This window comes from Roseibium sp. FZY0029, from assembly GCF_036350355.1.
In the GTDB taxonomy this organism is placed as follows: Bacteria; Pseudomonadota; Alphaproteobacteria; order Rhizobiales; family Stappiaceae; genus Roseibium.
The window spans coordinates 160,350-180,542 of the sequence record NZ_JAZDVZ010000010.1 but is presented as its reverse complement, the minus strand read 5'-3'; the positions used below and the strand labels follow the sequence as shown (position 1 = coordinate 180,542).

The 20,193-nt window shown below is 60.5% G+C and carries 24 protein-coding genes; 7 read left to right on the top strand and 17 right to left on the bottom strand.

The features are described 5' to 3' along the window. Positions 1 to 8 precede the first annotated feature (8 nt). The 5 genes from V1T76_RS24965 to lgt all read right to left on the bottom strand — a co-directional run bounded on the left by V1T76_RS24965 (position 9) and on the right by lgt (position 4,510). Complete coding sequence (locus tag V1T76_RS24965) at positions 9 to 530, bottom strand: hypothetical protein (protein WP_330563392.1); 522 nt, start codon at positions 528 to 530, stop codon at positions 9 to 11. Positions 531 to 621: 91 nt separating this feature from the next. Then, on the bottom strand, positions 622 to 1,779 hold the full coding sequence (locus V1T76_RS24960) for a M24 family metallopeptidase (RefSeq protein WP_330563391.1): 1,158 nt from the start codon (positions 1,777 to 1,779) through the stop codon (positions 622 to 624). Positions 1,780 to 1,788: 9 nt separating this feature from the next. Continuing rightward, the gene (gene pgeF / locus V1T76_RS24955) at positions 1,789 to 2,553 is read right to left on the bottom strand and encodes a peptidoglycan editing factor PgeF (RefSeq protein WP_330563390.1); all 765 of its coding nucleotides are present in this window, start codon (positions 2,551 to 2,553) and stop codon (positions 1,789 to 1,791) included. A 56-nt stretch (positions 2,554 to 2,609) separates the two neighbouring features. Beyond that, positions 2,610 to 3,698 (bottom strand): class I SAM-dependent methyltransferase, encoded by a 1,089-nt coding sequence (locus V1T76_RS24950; RefSeq protein WP_330563389.1) that lies wholly within the window; start codon positions 3,696 to 3,698, stop codon positions 2,610 to 2,612. Beyond that, positions 3,695 to 4,510, bottom strand: coding sequence for a prolipoprotein diacylglyceryl transferase (gene lgt / locus V1T76_RS24945; RefSeq protein ID WP_330563474.1), 816 nt, complete (start codon positions 4,508 to 4,510; stop codon positions 3,695 to 3,697). The genes V1T76_RS24950 and lgt overlap by 4 nt, the downstream gene beginning before the upstream one ends. Before the next feature lie 255 nt (positions 4,511 to 4,765). Between lgt and V1T76_RS24940 the strand changes: the two genes are divergently transcribed. The 3 genes from V1T76_RS24940 to proC all read left to right on the top strand — a co-directional run bounded on the left by V1T76_RS24940 (position 4,766) and on the right by proC (position 6,695). Then, a complete protein-coding gene (locus V1T76_RS24940) occupies positions 4,766 to 5,032 on the top strand; it encodes an accessory factor UbiK family protein (protein ID WP_330563388.1) in 267 nt (88 codons plus the stop codon). Between the two features lie 347 nt (positions 5,033 to 5,379). Next, positions 5,380 to 5,880: a YbjN domain-containing protein gene (locus tag V1T76_RS24935; protein ID WP_040440699.1), complete on the top strand. Its 501-nt coding sequence runs from the start codon at positions 5,380 to 5,382 to the stop codon at positions 5,878 to 5,880. Continuing rightward, positions 5,877 to 6,695 (top strand): pyrroline-5-carboxylate reductase, encoded by an 819-nt coding sequence (gene proC, locus V1T76_RS24930; RefSeq protein WP_330563387.1) that lies wholly within the window; start codon positions 5,877 to 5,879, stop codon positions 6,693 to 6,695. The genes V1T76_RS24935 and proC overlap by 4 nt, the downstream gene beginning before the upstream one ends. 110 nt (positions 6,696 to 6,805) lie before the next feature. Here the strand turns inward: proC and V1T76_RS24925 are convergent, their stop codons facing one another. Continuing rightward, a complete protein-coding gene (locus V1T76_RS24925) occupies positions 6,806 to 7,279 on the bottom strand; it encodes a YciE/YciF ferroxidase family protein (RefSeq protein WP_330563386.1) in 474 nt (157 codons plus the stop codon). A 367-nt stretch (positions 7,280 to 7,646) separates the two neighbouring features. Between V1T76_RS24925 and V1T76_RS24920 the strand changes: the two genes are divergently transcribed. Both V1T76_RS24920 and V1T76_RS24915 read left to right on the top strand, forming a co-directional pair. After that, entirely contained in the window at positions 7,647 to 8,345 is a 699-nt protein-coding gene (locus tag V1T76_RS24920) for a TetR/AcrR family transcriptional regulator (protein ID WP_330563385.1), read from the top strand. A 70-nt stretch (positions 8,346 to 8,415) separates the two neighbouring features. After that, the gene (locus tag V1T76_RS24915; RefSeq protein WP_330563384.1) at positions 8,416 to 8,757 is read left to right on the top strand and encodes a tRNA-binding protein; all 342 of its coding nucleotides are present in this window, start codon (positions 8,416 to 8,418) and stop codon (positions 8,755 to 8,757) included. Positions 8,758 to 8,784: 27 nt separating this feature from the next. On the opposite strand, the gene V1T76_RS24910 is transcribed toward V1T76_RS24915, so the two are convergent. From V1T76_RS24910 to V1T76_RS24895, 4 genes are all read right to left on the bottom strand, one after another. Continuing rightward, positions 8,785 to 10,119 (bottom strand): 8-oxoguanine deaminase, encoded by a 1,335-nt coding sequence (locus V1T76_RS24910; RefSeq protein WP_330563383.1) that lies wholly within the window; start codon positions 10,117 to 10,119, stop codon positions 8,785 to 8,787. Between the two features lie 235 nt (positions 10,120 to 10,354). Continuing rightward, a complete protein-coding gene (locus V1T76_RS24905) occupies positions 10,355 to 11,749 on the bottom strand; it encodes an ATP-binding protein (protein WP_442970173.1) in 1,395 nt (464 codons plus the stop codon). Between the two features lie 10 nt (positions 11,750 to 11,759). Then, positions 11,760 to 12,458 carry a response regulator transcription factor gene (locus V1T76_RS24900; RefSeq protein WP_330563382.1) on the bottom strand — a complete coding sequence of 233 codons (699 nt, stop codon included), beginning with the start codon at positions 12,456 to 12,458 and terminating at the stop codon, positions 11,760 to 11,762. A gap of 35 nt (positions 12,459 to 12,493) precedes the next feature. Further along, the gene (locus V1T76_RS24895; RefSeq protein WP_330563381.1) at positions 12,494 to 13,060 is read right to left on the bottom strand and encodes a MarR family winged helix-turn-helix transcriptional regulator; all 567 of its coding nucleotides are present in this window, start codon (positions 13,058 to 13,060) and stop codon (positions 12,494 to 12,496) included. A gap of 246 nt (positions 13,061 to 13,306) precedes the next feature. On the opposite strand from V1T76_RS24895, the gene V1T76_RS24890 reads away from it, so the two are divergent. Next, positions 13,307 to 14,212, top strand: a complete 906-nt coding sequence (locus V1T76_RS24890; RefSeq protein WP_330563380.1) for a branched-chain amino acid aminotransferase — start codon at positions 13,307 to 13,309, stop codon at positions 14,210 to 14,212. A 187-nt stretch (positions 14,213 to 14,399) separates the two neighbouring features. Beyond that, positions 14,400 to 15,476: an alcohol dehydrogenase family protein gene (locus V1T76_RS24885; protein ID WP_330563379.1), complete on the top strand. Its 1,077-nt coding sequence runs from the start codon at positions 14,400 to 14,402 to the stop codon at positions 15,474 to 15,476. A gap of 18 nt (positions 15,477 to 15,494) precedes the next feature. Here the strand turns inward: V1T76_RS24885 and V1T76_RS24880 are convergent, their stop codons facing one another. The 7 genes from V1T76_RS24880 to V1T76_RS24850 form a co-directional block, all read right to left on the bottom strand. Next, a complete protein-coding gene (locus V1T76_RS24880) occupies positions 15,495 to 16,802 on the bottom strand; it encodes a multidrug effflux MFS transporter (RefSeq protein WP_442970172.1) in 1,308 nt (435 codons plus the stop codon). A 114-nt stretch (positions 16,803 to 16,916) separates the two neighbouring features. Beyond that, positions 16,917 to 17,378: a molybdenum cofactor biosynthesis protein MoaE gene (locus tag V1T76_RS24875; RefSeq protein WP_330563378.1), complete on the bottom strand. Its 462-nt coding sequence runs from the start codon at positions 17,376 to 17,378 to the stop codon at positions 16,917 to 16,919. A gap of 3 nt (positions 17,379 to 17,381) precedes the next feature. Further along, positions 17,382 to 17,633 (bottom strand): molybdopterin converting factor subunit 1, encoded by a 252-nt coding sequence (gene moaD / locus V1T76_RS24870; RefSeq protein ID WP_330563377.1) that lies wholly within the window; start codon positions 17,631 to 17,633, stop codon positions 17,382 to 17,384. Positions 17,634 to 17,675: 42 nt separating this feature from the next. Further along, complete coding sequence (gene pgsA / locus V1T76_RS24865; RefSeq protein WP_022998065.1) at positions 17,676 to 18,248, bottom strand: CDP-diacylglycerol--glycerol-3-phosphate 3-phosphatidyltransferase; 573 nt, start codon at positions 18,246 to 18,248, stop codon at positions 17,676 to 17,678. Positions 18,249 to 18,350: 102 nt separating this feature from the next. Beyond that, entirely contained in the window at positions 18,351 to 18,641 is a 291-nt protein-coding gene (locus V1T76_RS24860) for an HlyU family transcriptional regulator (RefSeq protein WP_006937566.1), read from the bottom strand. Positions 18,642 to 18,795: 154 nt separating this feature from the next. Beyond that, positions 18,796 to 19,584 carry a molybdate ABC transporter substrate-binding protein gene (gene modA, locus V1T76_RS24855; RefSeq protein WP_330563376.1) on the bottom strand — a complete coding sequence of 263 codons (789 nt, stop codon included), beginning with the start codon at positions 19,582 to 19,584 and terminating at the stop codon, positions 18,796 to 18,798. A 71-nt stretch (positions 19,585 to 19,655) separates the two neighbouring features. Beyond that, on the bottom strand, positions 19,656 to 20,027 hold the full coding sequence (locus V1T76_RS24850; RefSeq protein ID WP_330563375.1) for a winged helix-turn-helix domain-containing protein: 372 nt from the start codon (positions 20,025 to 20,027) through the stop codon (positions 19,656 to 19,658). Positions 20,028 to 20,193 lie beyond the last annotated feature (166 nt).

Sequence of the window (20,193 nt, the reverse complement as noted above, 5' to 3'; positions counted from 1 at the left end):
GCGTTTCATTATCGGTTGAGCCAGGCCTTGATTTCCACCATCGAGCGATTGGCAATGCGCGACAGCGTGCCGGAGCTGACCGACTGCCACGGGTCGCCGGAGGCTCCGCCCGTATCTTCCGTTCCGGAGATTCGCTTCACGCGCTGGCCGGAGTTGTCGACAATGTCGAAAACGTAGAACACGGTGCCATTGGAGGGCTGACCGGTTGCCGACAGATACCCATTGACCCGGTAGGTGGCCGATGCGCCGATGCGGCGCACCAGCGTGATCCCCTGCTTGCGGGCTTCGGTGCCAATCATCTCGGACAGCTCGTCGGCAATGTTGCCCGGCGCTCCGGTGAAAGGTTCAAACGCGAAAGTCACACCCTCTTCCTTGTCGGCCTGACCGGCGATCGTCGGTGTGGTGACGGTGGTCGAGATCGGAGTGGGCGGCTGCGGAGCTGCCTGACAGGCGGCAAGGCCGGCGCCAAGCAGAAAAACCGCCAGCAGGCGCCGGGAAGAAGAGGATCGTTGGGTGGTCATGTCTGTCATGGAGACGCTTGGCTCTCGCGGTCGATGTCGTCGTGGCAGCGGCCCTGCCGGAAACGCGATACGCGAACCGGGCCGCAAGGTTGAAACTGGTTTAGCCTGACTTGACCGGCAGGTCGAGAGGCAGCTTGGACAAGCACTCAGCCGCCCCGGTCGTGGTCAGATAGGTCTGGCCGAGGGTCATGGCGGTTCCTGAGGTGGAATCCATCAGGATCATGTGCATGAAGATGACCATGTCAGGCTTCACCTCGGCCGGGTTGGCGCGGTAGGCCATGGGCATATCCATCCAGCTTGGCGTGAACCTGGCTCCCAGGGAATAGCCGCAGGCATTCAGCCTGTGCGGCATCAGGCCGTGGGCGTCGACGCGTTCGGCATGGGCGTCGAAGACATCACCGAAGGTCCTGCCGGGAACAAGCTGTGTTTCAACGGCAGCCAGTGCCTCGCGCGCAGCGGTGTACATTTCCAGGTGCCGGTCCGTCGGTGTGCCGATCACCACTGTGCGCATCAGCGCGGCGTGGTAGTGGCGGTAGGCGCCGGCCCATTCCAGCGTGAGCTGGTCCTGCTCCGACAGGTTTCGGCGGCCAGCCTTGTAACGGCACAGGAGCGCATCGCGGTCGGAGCCGATGATGAACTCGTTGCCGGGATAATCGCCACCGCCTTCGAAAATGGCTCCCTGCATGGCTGCCAGGATGCGGCCTTCGTCGGCACCGGGGCAGATTTCGTCCATCGCGGCATAAAAGGCCTTGTCAGCAAGCTCCGAGGCCTTGCGCACATAGACGATTTCCTCGGCGCTTTTCACCGCACGAAGCTCGGGAATCAGGGGCGAAGCATCGCTGACGTCGGCGAAACTGGCGAGTTCCTCGTTCAGCTTGAGGGCAATCTTTCCGGTCATGCCCTGTGTATCGTATTCAACACCCAGGCTGGAGCCGAGCAGGTCCATGTCGAACAGCATTTCCTTGAGCTGCAGCACCGGGCTGGCGGAGCCGCGGTCGATCCAGATGCGTATGTCCTCGATGTTCGACGTGTGCTTGGCCTGGCGTTCGTCGGCCGAGCGCGTCAAGAGCACCTTGCGGCCATCCTTGGTCACGACGAGGCACTGGAAAAAGCAGAAGCCGAAGGTGTCGTAGCCGGTCAGCCAGTACATGCTCTCCTGGGCAAAGAGTAGCATCGCATCCAGCTTCTGCGCCTCCATGGCGGCCTTCAGCTTGTCGAAGCGGCTTTCAAACTCGGCATCGGAAAAATGAAGTGCCATGGGTCGTCCTCACAAAAGTGCAATCGCGCTGATCTGGCGGCCGTAATCCGGCTCCTTGCGATGGGTTGTCCGGCGGTACGAGAAGAAGCGGTCTTCGTCGGCATAGGTGCACAGCGCCAGATCGGCGACCTCGCCCAGCCCAAGAGCTTCAAGCTTGTCGGTAATAAACGCGGGCAGATCGAACATGAAATGCTGCGCTCGTTCGGAAGGTCTGAAATAGCGGGTGTTGTCCGGATGCTCCTGAATAAAACGGTCCTTGAACTCGGGGCCGACCTCGTAAGCAGCCTGGGAAATCGTCGGCCCGAGCACCGCCGTTATGTTCCCCTTGGTCGCGCCAAGGGCTTCCATCGCCGCAACCGTGTTCTGCAGGATGCCGGTGACGGCGCCTTTCCAGCCGGAATGGGCCGCGCCGATGACGCCCGCCCTGGGATCTGCAAACAGCAGCGGGCCGCAATCGGCCGTGGCAATGCCGATGGCAAGGCCAGGTGTTGCCGTAACCAGCGCGTCGGCCTTGCGGTCCGCATCGGGTGCGAAGGGCGCGCTGACGGTGATCACGTCGGGAGAATGAATCTGATAGGGGGAGACCAGGCGATCGGCCCCAATGCCAAGCTGGCCGGCAACGCGTTCGCGGTTTTCCAGAACGCTGCCGCGATCATCGTCCGAACCGAGGCCAATATTGAGACTGGCGTAAATGCCGCCGGAGACGCCGCCCTGGCGGGTGAAGAAGCCGTGCCGGATGCCATCCAGCTTCAAGACGTCTGCTTCAATTTTCATTCAAGGCTCCTGAAGGGGAGGGGATTCGCCACGCCAGCGTCTGATCCTTGGGGTGTTCAGGTCGCGCTGTCAAACGGGGGAAAGGATATTCCAGAGTTCGTCACGGCCAGCACCTTGAAAAGATCGCCCATCTGGTCGGGAGCGGCCAGTCGTTCGACGGCATCGCGGATTGTTTCCTGTTCATCGTGGGACTTGCCCGCGCCGAAAGCGCCAGCCCGTTCCAGAAGCCCCGAGCGCAGCAGAAATTCGCCCTGGGTCAGCGGTGGCAGCGCGTGAGCGCCTGCCCGGACGGCGGCGGCCGCCAGGGCTTCGAAATTGACATGCGCGGTCAGATCCGCTTCGCCCGGGTGCGCCAGGACATCGTCATAGGCATGTTTGTAAAGGGCTTGCAGCGTGTCGCCTGCGGCGGTCTTCAGGTAGCCATAGTCGATAAGGATTGCAGCGCCGCTGTTTTCGGCAATCCGGTGGCCGATCTCTTCGGCAATTGCATTGGCGGCGGGCTGGGTTTCGAAGATCACACCTTCAGGGGCGGATGAGAGATCCGCTGGGATGGCGTCATCGGGCAGGCGGGCGGTGCCGACGCCGAACATCAGTTCTCCGTCCTGCGACAGGCCGATCTGGCGTTCCTGCCAGCCACGGGAGGTCTTCACGAACTGGTGGATCGGCAGGGCGTCGAAAAACTCGTTGGCGACCAGTATCAGCGGACCGCCCGGAACATCCTGAAACCGGTCACGGAAGTGCGGCGTCAACGGACCGCGCGAAAGCGTCCTGGTCTGCATGTCCCGCAGGCGCGGACTGGTCTCGACCAGATTCAGCCGGGCCGCCTTGAGGAAGGCCGGGCGCAGGGACGCCATGCGCAACAGGTCGGCCATCAGCGTGCCGCGTCCTGGCCCCAGTTCGACCAGTTGAAACTCCGCCGGTTCACCCAGCGCCTGCCAGGCAGACAGGCAGCTTGCTCCAATAAGTTCGCCGAACATCTGGCTGACTTCGGGCGCGGTAATGAAATCGCCTTTGCTGCCGAAGGGGTCGCGCGTCATGTAATAGCCGGCGTCCGGGTCGCCGAGGCAGACGGACATATATTGCGCGACCGATAGAGGCCCTTCGGTTTCAATTCGGGCCTTGATCCTGTCCTTCAGTCCCGTCACGCCGCGGTTGCTCCGGAGCTGCGCTTCGCTGCCCATATCATGGTTGCCAATCCGGCCAGGATCATCGGAATGGACAGCAGGATGCCCATGGTCAGAAAGCCGGTCAGATAGCCGATCTGGGCATCGGGAACCCGGTAGAGTTCCGAAACAGACCGGGCAATGCCGTAACCGAAGGCAAATGCACCGGCAAGGAAACCAGGCTTTTGCAACAGCTTGAAGCGCCGGCTGAGCACCATCAGCACCAGAAACAGCACGACGCCTTCAAGGGCGGCTTCATAGAGCTGGCTCGGATGACGGGGCTCGGGTCCGCCATTTGGAAACACCACCGCCCAGGGCACATCCGTCGGCCGGCCCCACAATTCGGAATTGATGAAGTTGGCGATCCGACCGAAAAAGAGTCCGATGGGGGCTGCGCATCCGGCAAGGTCGAAAAGGGTCCAGATCGACAGGCCACGCTTCCAGGCAAAAAGGATCATCGCGATCACCGTGCCGGCAAAGCCGCCATGAAACGACATGCCGCCGGTCCAGATCGCGATCGCCTCGGCCGGGTGGGCGAAGTAATAGGCCGGATTGTAGAACAGCACGTAGCCAAGACGCCCGCCAATGATGATGCCGAGCGTGCCCCAGAGCACGAAGTCGTCGATCTCAAGCGGGGCAGGGCGGGGGACGCTGCCCCACAGGCGGTCGTTAGCCACCAGGAGACGCATGTAGCGCCAGGCCAGCAGAATGCCGACGATATAGGCGAGCGCGTACCAGCGCAGCGCAAAGGGTCCGAATTCGATGAGAACAGGGTCGATTGCGGGAAAGGGCATAACCAGAACTGGCGGCACGGCAGAACCTTCCGATGGTGCGCGGGCGAATTTCGGGCTGAACGCTTGCGCTATCTTGCCCGTCCCGTCAAGCCGACGCGGGTTCGCAGGGCGATGGGAGCCGTGTGCCGAAAGAGGGGATGACACGGCGGGGCGGAATGCGGGTGAATGTGGCTGCGGCGGAATTGGACCTTGAAGTTGCCGCCATTCCCTCATACCTGTCTGTCATCACATGTGTTTCCGATCAAGGAGGGTCCGATGACCCAAGGCCCGAACCGTCTTCTCGATGATTTTGCCAAGTTGATGACCGATGCCGCCGGTGTTGCCCAGGGCGCCCGCCGCGAGGTCGAGACCGCTTTCCGTGCCCAAGCCGAGCGTTTTCTGTCCGACATGGACGTGGTTTCGCGCGAAGAGCATGACGCGGTTAAAGAGATGGCAGTGCGCGCTCTGGATCGGATCGATGAACTCGAATCGCGGCTCGCAAAACTCGAAAACCCGGATTCCGCCGCTTCTGGAGATGCTTAAGTCGATCTGCTGACGTCGATGTGAGCGTTTTCTGTTAATAGTTGATGACAGAACTGCGACGCTTGAACTTGGCGGTTTTGCGTTGATTTTGGGCAGTGTGATGAAAAATACCGCTGAGTCGTCCACAAGTTTCGGCTTTTTTCGCTCAATTGGTATGTATCGTTTAAATCAATCCTGCTCCTATACTGAAAGATAACAGGGATTCGTCGGAGCAAGACGGAACCGGTTCCCTTCTAAAGGGCCGTAACAGGACGCGTTTTGCTCCTCCGGCATGGGACTTTTCCCGGCGGCCCGCCCGGTTATCGTGATCGGGTTACCGGCCCCCGGCTCAGAAGGGGAGTAGGCACATGAGCCTCATCGAGATTGAACTCGAGCGACCTGGTAATCCCGTTGACACCATAGAGACGTTCGCCGCGTTAAACGACTGGACGTTCGAAAGGTCGGACGAGGACGAGATCACCATATCCCTTGAGGGGAGCTGGTGTGACTACCACGTCTCCTTCTCATGGATGGAGGAAGTCGAAGCCCTTCATCTTGCCTGTGCTTTCGACCTCAAGGTCACCGAATTGCGCAAGACGGAAGTTGTCCGTCTGCTGGCACTCGTCAATGAACAGCTCTGGATGGGCCACTTCGATCTCTGGAACAAGGAGAACGTGGTGATGTTCCGGCAGTCGCTGCTTCTGGCGGGCGGTGCGGAGGCATCCTCGGCTCAGATCGAGGGAATGCTGACAAATGCCCTTGAAAACTGCGAACGTTTCTATCAAGCCTTTCAATTCGTCGTCTGGGCCGGTCATTCGGCAGCCGAGGCGTTGAACACGGCCTTGTTTGAAACCGCAGGAGAAGCATGAGCTTTTCAAAGGAACGGCCTTTCCTTCTTGTCGGAGCCGGCAAGATGGGCGGGGCAATGTTATCGGGCTGGATGGCGGAGGGGATCGACCCCGCTGCCATCGTGGTCAATGATCCGCATCTGTCCGAAGAGATGGATGCCCTTCTCAAGAAACACGGTATCCGTCATGTGACCACCGTGCCGGAGGATCTGACGGCCGGGATCGTGCTGGTCGCCGTCAAACCGCAGATGATGGATCAGGTTCTGCCCGGTCTCAAATCCGCGGTGGCGTCCGACACGCTGGTGCTGTCGGTTGCAGCTGGCACGCCGATTTCCAAATTCGAGACATTTTTCGGCAAGGTGCCGATCTGCCGCTGCATGCCCAACACACCGGCCATGGTCAAACGCGGCATTACGGCGGTCTATCCGACCCCGGCTGTCTCTGCTCAAGCGAAGGACGATGTCACCAGACTTCTGTCGTCGGTTGGCAAGGTGGTCTGGCTGGACAGCGAAGACCAGATCGATCTCGTGACAGGGGTCAGCGGTTCGGGGCCTGCCTATGTGTTTTTCCTTGCCGAAGCCTTGAGCGAGGCCGGACGGCAGGCCGGACTTCCGGAAGAAATTTCCCAGGAGCTGGCCATTGCTACAGTCTGTGGTGCAGGCGAACTGATGCACCAGTCCGGCGAACATCCTTCCGTTCTGAGAAAGAACGTCACCAGCCCTAACGGTACGACGGCTGCCGCGCTCGACGTGCTGATGCATGCGGATGGCCTGCAGCCGGTGATGACCGAGGCTGTTGCCGCTGCCGTCAAACGAGCTCGGGAACTGGCCGGCTGAGGCCGGTCTCCTCGGCAATGCTTAATCAGAAAAAAGGTCGCCGGATGTCCGGCGGCCTTTGTTTCTTCTCCTGAAAGTCAAAGAGCTTTTCGGTGACGTGAGCGGTGCGCTTACTGCTCGTTGATCGTCGAAACGGCAAGATTGGTCAGCTTGCTGTTTGCAGCCTTTTCCTGGTCGAGAATGCTGGTCAAAAGGTCATGCGCTTCGTCATGTCCGAGCACCTTGGCCCATTCGCGTAGCGTGCCGTAACGGGCGATTTCATAGTGCTCGACGGCCTGACAGGCGGCCAGGAGAGCGGCGTTTTTTGCAGCGCCAGTTGCTTCGCTGATGATGCCGTCGGTTTCCTTGATGAGACCTTCGATGGCATCGCACTTCTCGCCTTCCGGCTTCTTGCCGAGCGACTTGAAAACTTGTTCGAGAACCTTGACCTGGCCTTTGGTTTCTTCCAGATGCTCGCCAATCGCATCCTTCAGTTTCTTGCCGTTAGCAGCTTCCTGCAATTTCGGCATGGTCTTGGCCATGGTTTTTTCCGCGTAGTAGATGTCCTGAAGCGTGTGCTCGAAAGCATCGGCAAGCGTTTTCATGGGGTCGTCCTTTCACAAGATGCGGTGCGCCCGGGGCAGGGCTCGGCAAGGGGGCTTGAAAGCCACCCGAAGCCAACCGGCACGAACTTCCGACTGAACGGAATTCGCGTGGGGGAACCGGTCGCTTGGGCGGGACAGGTCATGAAAACATGGGTCGGCTGTCCAGGTGGACAGTCCGTTCACGGTGTCATGCCCGTCACTCCGGCAAACGCCGTGCCGGACTGTTTGGTTCCTGCCCGCAAGTCGCTTTTGCCGTAAGTGGGGCCCACTGCCAGAATGTTTCGCCCGCCTGCGGCAGCGGGCCGCCCTTTTCTGCAAGCCCGCGCGAACCTATCTTCAGAGATGCAAAGACACAGGAGGGCCAGCAATGGCGACCGTGAAGACCAAGCAGAAGATCCTGAAAACCTTTCTCGATCTGTTGTCTGAACATCCTTATGAAGACGTCTCGCTACCGCTGATCGCCGAGACGGCGAAGGTCAAGCTTTCCGAAATGCGCGGCGCTTATGCGTCGAAGCTGAAGCTGGTTGCGGCCTTTCTGGAGCAGATCGATACCGCTGTGCTGGACGAACGCGACGAGGACATGGGCGACCAGCCCCCGCGCGACCGCCTGTTCGACATCCTCATGAGCCGCATCGACGCGTTGGCTGAACACAAGGAGGCGATGCGAGCACTCCACAAGGCGGCGCGGAAGGATCCGGCCCTTGCGCTCGACTTCAACGCGCTTGAGGTGCGGTCGCAGAAATGGATGCTGATCGCAGCAGGGATCGATGTCTCCGGTGTCAAGGCAACCGTGGTGGCCCAGGGTCTGTCCATTGCCTTTGCCCGTGTGGTTGATGTCTGGCTGGACGAGGAAGACGAGGGTATGCCGCGCACCATGGCTCGGCTCGACAAGGAACTGGACAAGGGCACATCGTTCATGAAGCGGCTGAACAAGCTGGACAGCGTTGCGAAAGGTGTCCGGTCGTTCTTCCGCAAGGCGTCCGAGCGATCCAGCCACCGCCGTGACCGGCAGCAAAGTGGCCGGGAAGACACAGATCTTGGCGGAGAGGCCCCGGCAAGCGCTTGACGGCCCCGAGGGCCTTGCGAACCGTCATTTGACCGTCCATGGTCGCTCGCAGAACAAGAGGATTGTTTCCGTGAGCGACCAGATCAGTTTTGACGATTTCCTGAAAGTGGATGTGCGTGTCGGCCGGGTCATCAAGGCCGAGGAGTTCCCCGAAGCGCGCAAGCCCGCCTACAAGATGCAGATCGATTTCGGTCCTGAAATCGGTATCAAGAAAACCTCCGCACAGATCACCAGACATTACACGCCGGAAACCCTGGTCGGAAAGCTGGTGATGGCCGTGGTGAATTTCCCTCCGCGCCAGATCGGTCCGGTCATGTCCGAAGTGCTGACGCTCGGCGTCCCCGATGAGGATGGTGAGGTTGTTTTGCTGTCGCCGACCAAGGACGTTCCGATCGGCGGACGGCTCTACTGATCCTGCTCATTTCGTTCGGTTTCAATCTCAGGATTGCAGCTTTCGCGCGAGCCGGTTCTGACGTTCGATGACCCTTGGCAGGTCTATCGTGGCGATGTGGCTGTCTTTGACCACCTGACGGCCTTCCACGAACAGATGCTTGACGCGTGTCGGACCTGCAAGCAGCACGGCTGCCGGGTCCCAGCTTCCCGCACTCTCGACACCGGAAACGTCCCAAAGCGCGATATCGGCGCGTTTGCCGACGGCAAGTCGGCCGCAATCGGGTCGGTTCAGCACGTCGGCTCCGCCACGGGTGGCAATTTCCAGGGCTTCTCGGGCGGACATCGCATCCGCGCCGTTGGCGACCCTTTGCAGCAGCATCGACTGACGGGCTTCCAGAACCAGATTGCCGGCGTCATTGCTGGCCGAACCATCCACGCCGAGCCCCACCTTCACCCGGGCGTCACGCATCGCCCGGACGGGGGCTATGCCGCTGCCAAGCCGACAGTTGGAACAGGGGCAATGGGCAACACCGGTGCCGCTGTCCGCGAACAGCCGGATTTCCCGATCGTCCAGCTTGACGCAATGGGCGTGCCAGACATCCGGCCCGGTCCAGCCGAGATCCTCGGCATATTGCCCCGGGCGGCAGCCGAATTTTTCCTGCGAATAGCGAATGTCCTCGTCGTTCTCCGCAAGATGGGTATGCAGCATAACCTTCTTGTCGCGTGCCAGCAGAGCGGCGTCCCGCATCAGTTCCCGGCTGACGGAAAACGGAGAGCAAGGGGCAATGCCGACACGGACCATTGCGCCTTCGGACGAGTCGTGAAAGGCGTCGACGACGCGGATGCAATCTTCCAGAATGTCGGCTTCCCGTGCCACCAGACTATCGGGTGGCAGGCCGCCGTCGCTCTCGCCGATGCTCATGGACCCGCGGGTGGGGTGGAAGCGAAGGCCGATTTCTCTTGCGGCGGCGATGGTGTCGTCGAGCCGCGCCCCGTTGGGATAAAGGTAGAGATGATCGGAGCTGAGCGTGCATCCGGATAGTGCCAGTTCGGCAAGTCCGATCTGGGCGGACACGAACATTTCTTCCGGGCCGAAGCGGGACCAGATCGGATAAAGGGTCTGCAGCCAGCCGAAAAGCAGCGCGTCCTGACCGCCGGGGACGGCCCTTGTGAGGCTCTGGTAAAGATGGTGGTGCGTGTTTACGAGGCCGGGCGTTACCACGCAGCCACGGGCGGAGAGCGTTTCCCCGGAGGTTTCCAGATCCGTGCCGATTTCCGTGATCACGCCGTCGCGAAGGCGAATGTTGACGGCCGACAGTTCCCGGCGGTCGTCATCCATCGTCAGGACGGTATCGGCATTTTTCAGAAGAAGTTCGGTCATCGTGCATTCCTTGCGTCCCCGTCTCATCGGAATGCGTTCGGCTGGTGGAAAACGGGGGCAAGAACCAGCCGGCAACTAGGTAGAAAATTGATGTTCGGTCCGTCAACCGGAAATCGGGTTGCGATTGTCTTGCGCTGACTTGAAAGACTTTCAATTGAAACAGATCGTCATCCGGAAAGACAAGCTTTTCGGCTGGATTGGTTGATGTTTCCCTTTTCGGAAAGACAGGGTCTTCCTATGCCGGGATCCGCAACCTTGCTCTCAATCCGCCCATCGGACTGTCCTCCAGGTAGAGGTCGCCGCCGTGAGCGCGGGCGATGTCACGGGCGATGGCAAGGCCGAGCCCGCTGCCGGTTTCGTCCATGTTGCGGGCAAGGTCCAGACGGTGAAAGGCCCGGAAGGCAATCTCGCGCTGGTCTTCGGGAATGCCCGGGCCGTCGTCGTCAACCGTTATCGTCAGCCAGCCATTCTCGATGCGGCCGAGCACCTCGACCCGGTTGCCGTATTTGCAGCCGTTGGTGACGAGGTTGGAAAGGCTCCGTTTCATGGACAGGCGGCGTACCTCCACGTCCGGCGGCCCCTCGAAGCGTGTCGTCACGTCGTGGCCGGAGATCTCGGCCTCTTCTTCCAGTTCTTCCAGCAGCAGGGACATGTCGGTCTTCTGGATGTCCTCGTCGCCATAGCCGCTGGCAAAGGCGAGGTAGTCCTCCAGCATATGGCTCATCTCGTCGACATCCTTGCGCATCGCCTCGCTTTCCGGCGTGCCGCCGAGGAACGCAAGCTGCAGCCTGAGGCGCGTCAGAATGGTTCTGAGATCGTGGCTGACACCAGCAAGCATGGTGGTGCGCTGCTCGATCTGCCGTTCGATGCGCCGCCGCATGTCGATGAAGGCCAGGCTCGCGCGGCGGACTTCACGGGCACCGCTTGCCCTGAAGTTCTCCACCGGCCGGCCACGGCCAAAAGCTTCCGCCGCATTGGCCAGCCGGATGATCGGACGTATCTGGTTGCGCAGGAACAACAGCGCGATGATCACCAGGACCAGAGAGGTCGAAAACATCCAGACAAGGAAGATGTGCGAATTGGAGGCATAGGTCTGGCTGCGCCGGGTGAAGACGCGCAGGATCGAGTCCTTCAACTGGATGCGTATCTCGACGAAGCGGGACCGGCCGACCGTGTCGATCCAGAACGGCTTGCCGATGCGCTGCCCGATGGCCTGGCTCAGTTCCTGGTCGATAACGTCGAAGAACGGCTTGGGCGTGGGCGGTGGCAGGGGTTCCAGCGGCGTTACCGTCATGGACATGCCAAGCGCCCGCGAGGCGAGTTCCTCGATGTTGGCGTAATCCGGGTCCTGCGGATAGTTCTCCAGCACATAGACGACGGCTGCAATCTCGCGCACCACCGCTTCCGACATCCTGCGCGAGACCAGCTGGTAGTGCCGCTCCATGAACACGAAGACGAGCACCGACTGGAGGATCACAATCGGCGTCACGATGATCAGGAAGGTCCGGGTGAACAGGCCCTTGGGCATGACCCGGTACATCAGCCGGGAGGCCTGGCGGTAGACCGCCATAAGCGGTTTCAGGGGCACCGTCAGGGGAAAGCGCCGGAGGAAGCTGTCTAATCTGGCCATTGCGGTCCGGTCAGTCGCACGCAAGCCTGTAGCCGATGCCGCGCACCGTCTGCAGGTAGATCGGGTTCCCGGGATCGGTTTCGATCTTGCGGCGCAGCCGGTTGATCTGAACATCCACCGTGCGCTCTCCCAGACCGCTGTCATCGCCGACGATCTTGTGGCGGGGAACGGTCGCGCCCGGCTGTTCGGCGAAAATCGACAGGATCTGCTTTTCCCGGTCGGTAAGGCGTACCATGGCTTCGCCGTTCTTGAGCTCACCGCGCGCGGAGTTGAACGAGAACGGCCCGAAGCGGATTTCTTCGCTGACGATGACCGGCTGCTGGTTGCCGCGGCGCAGGATGGCGGCAATGCGCAACATCAGTTCGCGTGGTTCGAATGGTTTCGACAGGTAATCGTCGACGCCGGCCTCAAGCCCGGCGATCCGGTCCGGGGCTTCGGAGCGCGCGGTAAGCATCAGGATCGGGACGGGTGACTCCTCGCGAAGCGAAACGGCCAGTTCCAGACCGGTTTCTCCCGGCATCATGACATCGAGAATGATCAGGTCGAATTCCAGGCCGGAAAGACAGGTGCGCGCCTCGGCCGCATGGGCGGCGGTCGTCACACGGTAGCCGTTCTCCTTGAGCAACCTCGACAGGAGGTCCCTGATACGCTTGTCGTCGTCTACCAGGAGAATGTGGTTGGCGTTGTCGTCAGGCACCTGGGCATTCATGTCGGCTTTGTTGTCCTTCTGTGACCGTATGCCGGTCAATCCTTCAGGTTGTAAAGACTGCGTATCAACTGAAGGATCTGCGGCCGTGCTTCGGGATCAATCATTTGCAGCAGAAACCTGCGGATAATCTCGTCGCTGCCATCTGGCAATCCAATTAGGGCACGTTCAAGGCGCTTCTGTTGCAGGCTGGTCAGGTCCACAGCCAGGGCATGTCCACGTTCGGTGGTGTAAAGCAGCCTCTGCCGCCGGTCGTGATGGCCTTCGCGCTGTTCGATGATGCCGGCGTCCACCAGTTGCTTCAACACACGGCCAAGGCTCTGCTTGGTGATCCGCAGGATGCCGAGAAGATCGGTGACCATGATCCCGGGATTTCGGTCCACGAAATGCAGAACACGGTGGTGGGCGCGGCCGAACTCGTATTTGGCAAGCACGTCGTCCGGATCACCGGTGAAGTCGCGATAGGCAAAAAACAGAAGCTCGATCAGGTCGTAAGACAGCGTGTCGGCGCCATCCGTTTCGGACCCTTCGGGTTGCTGCGTCCGGGATATGTCCACACCGCGTTTAAGGGGCGGCTGGTCCGGTTTGAAATTTACGTCAGTCATATTGACTTAATTCTGATCGATTGTTACTTCTATCCGGTCGCGTACGAAATGATCGGTCTTTCTGATGCTTTTTTACGCATCAGATGATAAACGAATCCTATCATCGTCGCCGCGGCCATCAGGATACCGATAGTTGGCGTGCTGTGCAAAAAATACAGCGGTAAAAAAGGCGCAAGTCTTTGGTGTCATTTGCCTCTGTTGAACAGAAAACAAAAAGACGCTCATAGAGCGAGCGGGAGATGAAAGATGGCTGGAACGCCTTTTGATCAGCTCAGTGGTGATATCTGGTACGACGGCACCTTTGTGCCCTGGTCGGAAGCCAAACTGCATGTTCTCAGCCACGGACTGCACTACGGCAGCAGCGTGTTCGAAGGCGAACGTGCCTACGGCGGCCGTATCTTCAAGTCCGAAGAGCATACGGAACGCCTGCTTGCCTCGGCGCGCATGCTCGGTTTCGAGATCCCGTACACTGCTGAACAGATCAACGCCGCCAAGGAAGAAACCCTGGCACGCATGAACCTGACCGATGCCTACATTCGCCCCGTCGCCTGGCGCGGCAGCGAAATGATGGGCATCTCGGCACAGAACAACACCATTCACCTGGCAATTGCCACCTGGGAATGGCCGAGCTACTTCAAGCCGGAAGAGCGGCTGAAGGGCATTCGCCTGGACATGGCCGAATACCGCCGTCCGGCACCGGCCACGGCACCCTACAAGGCAAAGGCCGCCGGTCTCTACATGATCTGCACCATTTCCAAGCACGCCGCGGAAGCCAAGGGCTACACCGATGCGCTGATGCTGGACTGGCGTGGCCAGGTTGCCGAGGCAACCGGTGCCAACGTGTTCTTCGTCAAGGATGGCAAGATCCATACACCGACGCCGGACTGCTTCCTGAACGGCATTACCCGTCAGACGGTGATCGGCCTGGCAAAGGATCGCGGCATCGAGGTTGTCGAGCGCGTGATCATGCCGGAAGAGCTGCCGGAGTTCGAACAGTGCTTTGTCACCGGAACGGCCGCGGAAGTCACCCCGGTCTCCGAGATCGCCGGCAACTCCTTCGTGGTCGGCGACATCATCAAGACACTGATGCAGGACTATGACGCCGCCGTGCGTCCGCAGTCGCCGGCTCTGCAGGCCGCAGCGGGCCGGTAGGGTCTCGGCAAACGGAATGTTTGGAAAGGCGGGCCTCGGCTCGCCTTTTTCAGTTTCAGCGGCGGTCTTGTGCGAATTCAAAAGCAGCTGGCCAAGTGACAAGGCGCGGTTAGCCGATCGCCTTGTGTGTGAAGAATGATCGACTTACATAAGCAGGTAGAATGATCATTCTACCAAAGGAAGGCTTATGGCGATCCCCGAGACAATGAACGGTGTCGTGCTGACGGGGCACGGGGGACTTGAAAAACTGGTCTGGCGGACGGACCTGCCTGTTCCCGTTCCCGGGAAGAACGAGGTGCTGATCCGTGTCGGCGCGTCGTCAGTGAACAATACCGATGTCAACACGCGTACGGGCTGGTACTCCAAGGCCGTGCGCGGGGACACCGCCTCGGGGGCTGCCGGCGGATATACGGACGGTTCCGGCGCAGAGGGGAGCTGGACGGGCAAGCCGCTGACCTTTCCGCATATTCAAGGGGCCGATTGTTGCGGAGAAGTGGTCGCGGTCGGAGATGGCGTCCCGGCAGAGCGGATCGGCGAACGGGTGCTGGTCCGGGCCCTTCAATCCATGGAAACCGGCGGTGGGGATCCCGCGATCTGGACCTTCGGATCCGAATGCGCAGGTGGCTTTGCACAATATGCGACGGCGAGGTCTCACGATGCGCTTGCGGTCAACTCCGGCCTGAGCGATGCCGAGCTGGCGTCGTTTCCCTGTGCCTTTTCGACGGCTGAAGGAATGCTGCAGCGCGGTGAGGTCACGGCCGAGCGCGTGCTGATTACCGGTGCCTCCGGTGGTGTCGGCTCTGCCGCGATCCAGCTCGCCAAACGGCGAGGGGCTCATGTCACGGCAGTCACGAGCCCGCAAAAACCAGCAGAGTTGCAGCGTCTGGGAGCTGACGAGACACTGGACCGGGATGCTGTTCCACCCGAACAGTCGTTTGACGTTGTGCTGGATCTCGTCGGTGGTCCGTCCTGGGGCCGGTTGATCGACGCGCTTGGCAACCGGGGCCGCTATGTCACGTCCGGTGCGATTGCCGGTCCGATTGTCGAACTGGATCTTCGGACGCTGTACCTGCGTGACCTGACGCTTATCGGAAGCACCTATCAGCCGGACAGCGTCTTCCAGGATCTGGTGCGCTACATCGAGGCGGGCGAGATCCGTCCCGTCATCGCGAAAACCTACCCCTTGCGCGAGCTGCAGGCGGCCCAGGAGAAGTTTCTGGAAAAATCCTTCGTGGGCAAGATTGCAATAGATGTCGGCGCGTAAAGCGCCGGCAGGTCCCTGTTACGGCTGCGCATGCTTTTCGTGCATGGCATGAAACATCCGCCCGCGTTCGGCGTAGAGAATGCAGCCAATGGCGCACAGGCCATAGATTGTGTAGGCGAGGCCGAGCGGCTGGGTGGTGCCGTCGAAAAGCTGGCCCATGATGTAGCCCAGGATCGCGCCGCCAAGTGTCGAAATGGTGCCGATCACGGAGGAGGCAGTTCCGGCAATGGCACCAAGCGGTTCCATCGCCATGGCATTGAAATTCGCCCCCAGGAAGCCGAAGCTGGTCATGATCAGCGTGGCCAGGATCATGAAGGCCCAGAAATTCTCAAGGCCGAGCGCCGCCAGAAGCCAGACGGCAAATCCGAGTGCGGTGTAGACCACCGCCGCGCCATGGGACAGCCGGCGCATACCGATGGCTTCCACCAGTTGCGCGTTGGTGAAGGAGGCGCCTGCCATGGTGATGGCAATGGCGGCAAAGACGATCGGAAAAAGGGTTCCGAGGTCGAAGATGTCGACGAAGATCTGTTGCGACATGGCCAGGAACGAGAACAGGCCGCCAAAAATGAAGGCCGTGCCGACGGTGTACCCAAGGCTTACCCGCGTGGTCAGCGCCGTCATATAGGCGCTTACGATGGTGGAAACCTCCATCGGACGGCGGTTTTCGACCGCAAGGGTTTCCGGCATCCTGAGCGCGGACCAGATCATCATCGTGACACCGGAAATCAGCAGAAGCGCGAAGATCCAGTGCCAGCCGGCGATCAGGAGCACTGCCTGGCCGATGGATGGCGCGACAACCGGAACAGCCATGAACACCATCATCACCAGTGACATGACCTTGCCCATGCGTCTGCCGGTGTAACAATCACGGACGACAGACAGCACGGTGACACGGGCGGCAGCGCAGCCGATGCCCTGAAGCACGCGGGCGATCAGAAGCGTGTTGAGATCCATCGCGAAGATCGCGCCGATACTGGCAAGGCTGTAAAGCGCCAGTCCGCCGACGAGGACGCCGCGCCGTCCGAGGGCGTCGGTCACCGGGCCGAAGAAGAGCTGCGCGCTGCCGAAACCGATCAGGTAGGAAAGGAGCACCAGTTGGCGGTTGTTTTCCTCAACGATGTTGAGCGCATCGCCGATGGCGGGCAGGGCCGGCAGCATGACATCGATTGCCATGGCATTCAGCGCCATGATCATCGCGATGATGGCCACAAACTCGGCAAAGGGAATGCCGGGATCCCGAAGAACTTCGGAGGAAGAGCCGGAAGCGCCCTTTTCTGCCGCCGGCGTCGCAGCGGCTTTGCCAGAGGATTCACTGTCGTGTTTCACGGGGTCGGGACCAATACAAATAACGGGGCTGCCGGGGCAACCGCAAAGCTTGAGAATGGGAAAGGGGCGGCGGAGCGGCCTTTGAATCAATAGCAGACTATTCGCTTGGGCGGCTCAGGTCCAGCGTGCGGCGTCCGCGTCGTCTTCGGTTTTCGCTTCGACCCAGGTGCCGCTGCCACCTTCCGCTGGGTGTTCCTTCTTCCAGAAAGGGGCGCGGGTCTTCAGGTAATCCATCAGAAAATCTGCTGCCTCGAACGCGGCCCTGCGGTGGGAGGAGGCTGCGATCACCAGCACGATATTGTGACCCGGCGCGATCTTGCCGAAACGATGGATCACGGTGAGGCCAGTCAGTGGCCAGCGGGTTGCCGCTTCCCCGGCTATCCGGGTCAGTTCGGCTTCGGCCATGCCGGGGTAGTGTTCCAGTTCCAGCGCTGCCAGGGTGCCTGCTTCGTCCCGGCACAGACCAGTGAAGGTGACCAATGCGCCAACGTCCTTGCGGCCTTCCGTCAGGCGCAGGCTTTCCGCCTGAAGGTCGAAGTCTTCCGCCTGGACGCGGACGAGCGGCGTGACAGGCATCGTTCAGCCGCCTGTCATGGGCGGAAAGAAAGCAACTTCCCGGGCATTGCCAAGAGAAGCGTCCGTTTCAACGTGCATCTGGTCGAGGGCGACACGAATAGCGTCTTCTTCCTCGAAAGCGGCGGCGTGGTTGTCGTCGAGCGTCTTCAGATGCGTGATCAGATCGGCCACGGTGGCGACCGATGCCGGAAGCTCGATGGTTTCCTCTTCCACGCCGACCCGTTCACGGACCCAGGCGAAATAGCGGATGTTCATGAAACCTCCAGGTGGTGTTCTGTCAGGGACGGACCGAAGGCCCTATTCCGTGATCAGGTGGCCGATGCCGGCGCGGAAATAGTCGTACCCCGTATATAGGGTGAGGAGTGCGGCGAGCCAAAGTGCGACGAGGCCTGTTTGCGTCGTATAGGCAAACACGGTGTCTCCCGCAGGGCCGGCCAGCAGAAAGGCGACGGCGATCAACTGAACGGTTGTCTTCCATTTGGCAAGCTTGGTCACCGGAACGCTGACCTGCAGTTCAGCCAGAAACTCACGGAGGCCCGACACCAGAATTTCCCGGCACAGGATGATGATCGCCGCAATCATGGTCCAGCCATAGATGGTTCCATCGCCGGCCAGCATCAGCAAACTGACGGACACCAGCAGCTTGTCGGCAATCGGATCGAGCATGCGCCCGAGCGCGGACTGCTGTTGCCAGGCCCGCGCCAGATAGCCATCGAAGAAATCGGTGATCGCCGCCAGAACGAACAATGCAAGCGCGACCCAGCGGGCCGTGTTGCCTTCGAAATAGAAACAGACCGCAACCGCAGGAACCGCCAATATGCGCCCATAGGTCAGGAGATTGGGCAGGCTCAGGACAATATTTCGTTTCATGTCGGCTTTCAGATTTCGGGGTGATCCCGGCGACAAGGCTCCGCAAGACACCGTGCGGCAGCACCTGGAACGTCTGTCCCCAAAGATGGTCCGGTTTTCAGGTCAATCGAATATGCTATCGCCTACCTGGTCAATCATCATTTTGGCTTTGCGGATCATCTCGTTTTTCGCGCCTTCCTCATCCGGCAGCGTATCGGCGCGGATGAAGGTGTGAACCTTGGTCGTGTCGCCGACCTGTTTTTCAATTCGCCCGCAGACCTGCCACTGGCCATTCGCCTGCTGGGGCTCTGCGACGATCAGATAGCCGTCATAGTCCACCGTCGTTGCCTTCGACGCGCTTTTGCCACCGTCTCCGGAAGAGCCGAAAAGGGATTTGAACATCTTGCCGAGCATCTGAGGCCTCAATCCGTTTCATTTGCCCCCTTTTACGAGGGGCGGGGGAGCGCTTCAAGGGGAGAGGCGGGTGAAGCTTGCGGGAAATTGCATTCTCAGGAGCGCGGGGGGCGGTGCCAGGGCTTTCGGTAGGCGCCTCTTGAAGAGCCTCACCCTAGCGATCGAGCACGACGAACCCCTGTCGTTCGAAGGCTTCGCGCGCCTCCGGTCCCTGGAGATAGGTGAGAAACTCCGCTTCGGCAGAGCCATCGCGATTGGCGAGATCTGCCACCGGGTAGACGATGGGCGGATGGCTGTCTGCCGGGAAGGTTCCGACCACAGTCACATTGTCCTCTGCAACGGCGTCCGTGGCATAGACGATGCCATAGGGGGCTTCGCCCGTGGCGACCAGCGCGAGTGCGGAACGGACATTGTCGGATTGCGCGATCCGGGGCTCCGCTGCGTCCCACAGTCCGAGATTTTGCAGCGCCGCCTTGCCGTAAATGCCTGCGGGGACCGCATCGACCAGTGCCATGGCAAGGCGGTTGTCGCCGAGAAGCCCTGCAAGGTCCAGGTCAGTCATATCGAGCGGTTGAGCCTCCCGGCCATGGGCTATCAAGACGAGGGCATTGTTCAGGAGGTCAAACCGGCTGTCGGGTTTCAGAAGGCCGTCTTTCTCCAGGACATCCATCCAGTCCGGGTTGGCCGAAATGAAGATGTCCGCCGGTGCGCCCTGCTGGATCTGCCGTGCCAGCGCCGAGGAACCGGCCAGCGAAATCACCAGATCGTGACCCGTGGCGGCCTCGAAACGTTGTTCGATTTCATTGAGGGCGTCAGCCAGACTTGCCGCTGCGAAAACCGTGATCTGGTCTGCTGCGGCCACTGTCGGCGCCACTGCAAGGCCTACAAGAACGGCCGCACCGGCCAGCGAGCGCAGGCGGGTTTTTAGACTGGACTTGAACATGCGGCGAGGTCCTTGGACTTTCGATATGTTTCTCCGGAAATATCGCGGGTAAATACCCTGGAAGGCAAGCGTTATTTTCCGCTGGATATATCGCTCAGCATGGTCTTCAGTTTTTCGATATGCGGTTCTCCCGCGGCACGTGCCTTCAGTTCAATCGCACGATACTCCTCAAGAACCGCCAGTCCTGTCTCGGTAATCTGCGCCCCTCCGCCCTTCACACCGCCGCGGCTGCGTTCCACCAGAGGGGAGCGGAACATGGCGTTCAGGGTTTCCACAAGCATCCAGGCTCGTTTGTAGCTCATTCCCATTTCGCGGCCCGCGGCCGCAATCGATCCGGTGCGCTGGATTCGTTCCAGCAGCTCCGCCTTGCCGGGGCCGATCATTCCGTCCGGGCCGAACACGAGCCGGATGCGGAAGCGTGGGCTGCTGTCTTCGTCTGTCATGAACTGATATTGGCCGTGCCCGCCACGCCTGGACAAGGCGCAAATTGCCGTTTGTGGAGTTGTCCCAAAGTGTGTGCGAGGCATGGGGCAAGGAATTGGCGCAGGGGAATTTGGACACGTGCAACAAGGGGCCGGTGCGGAGATAGCCCGCACCGGCCCGTTTGTG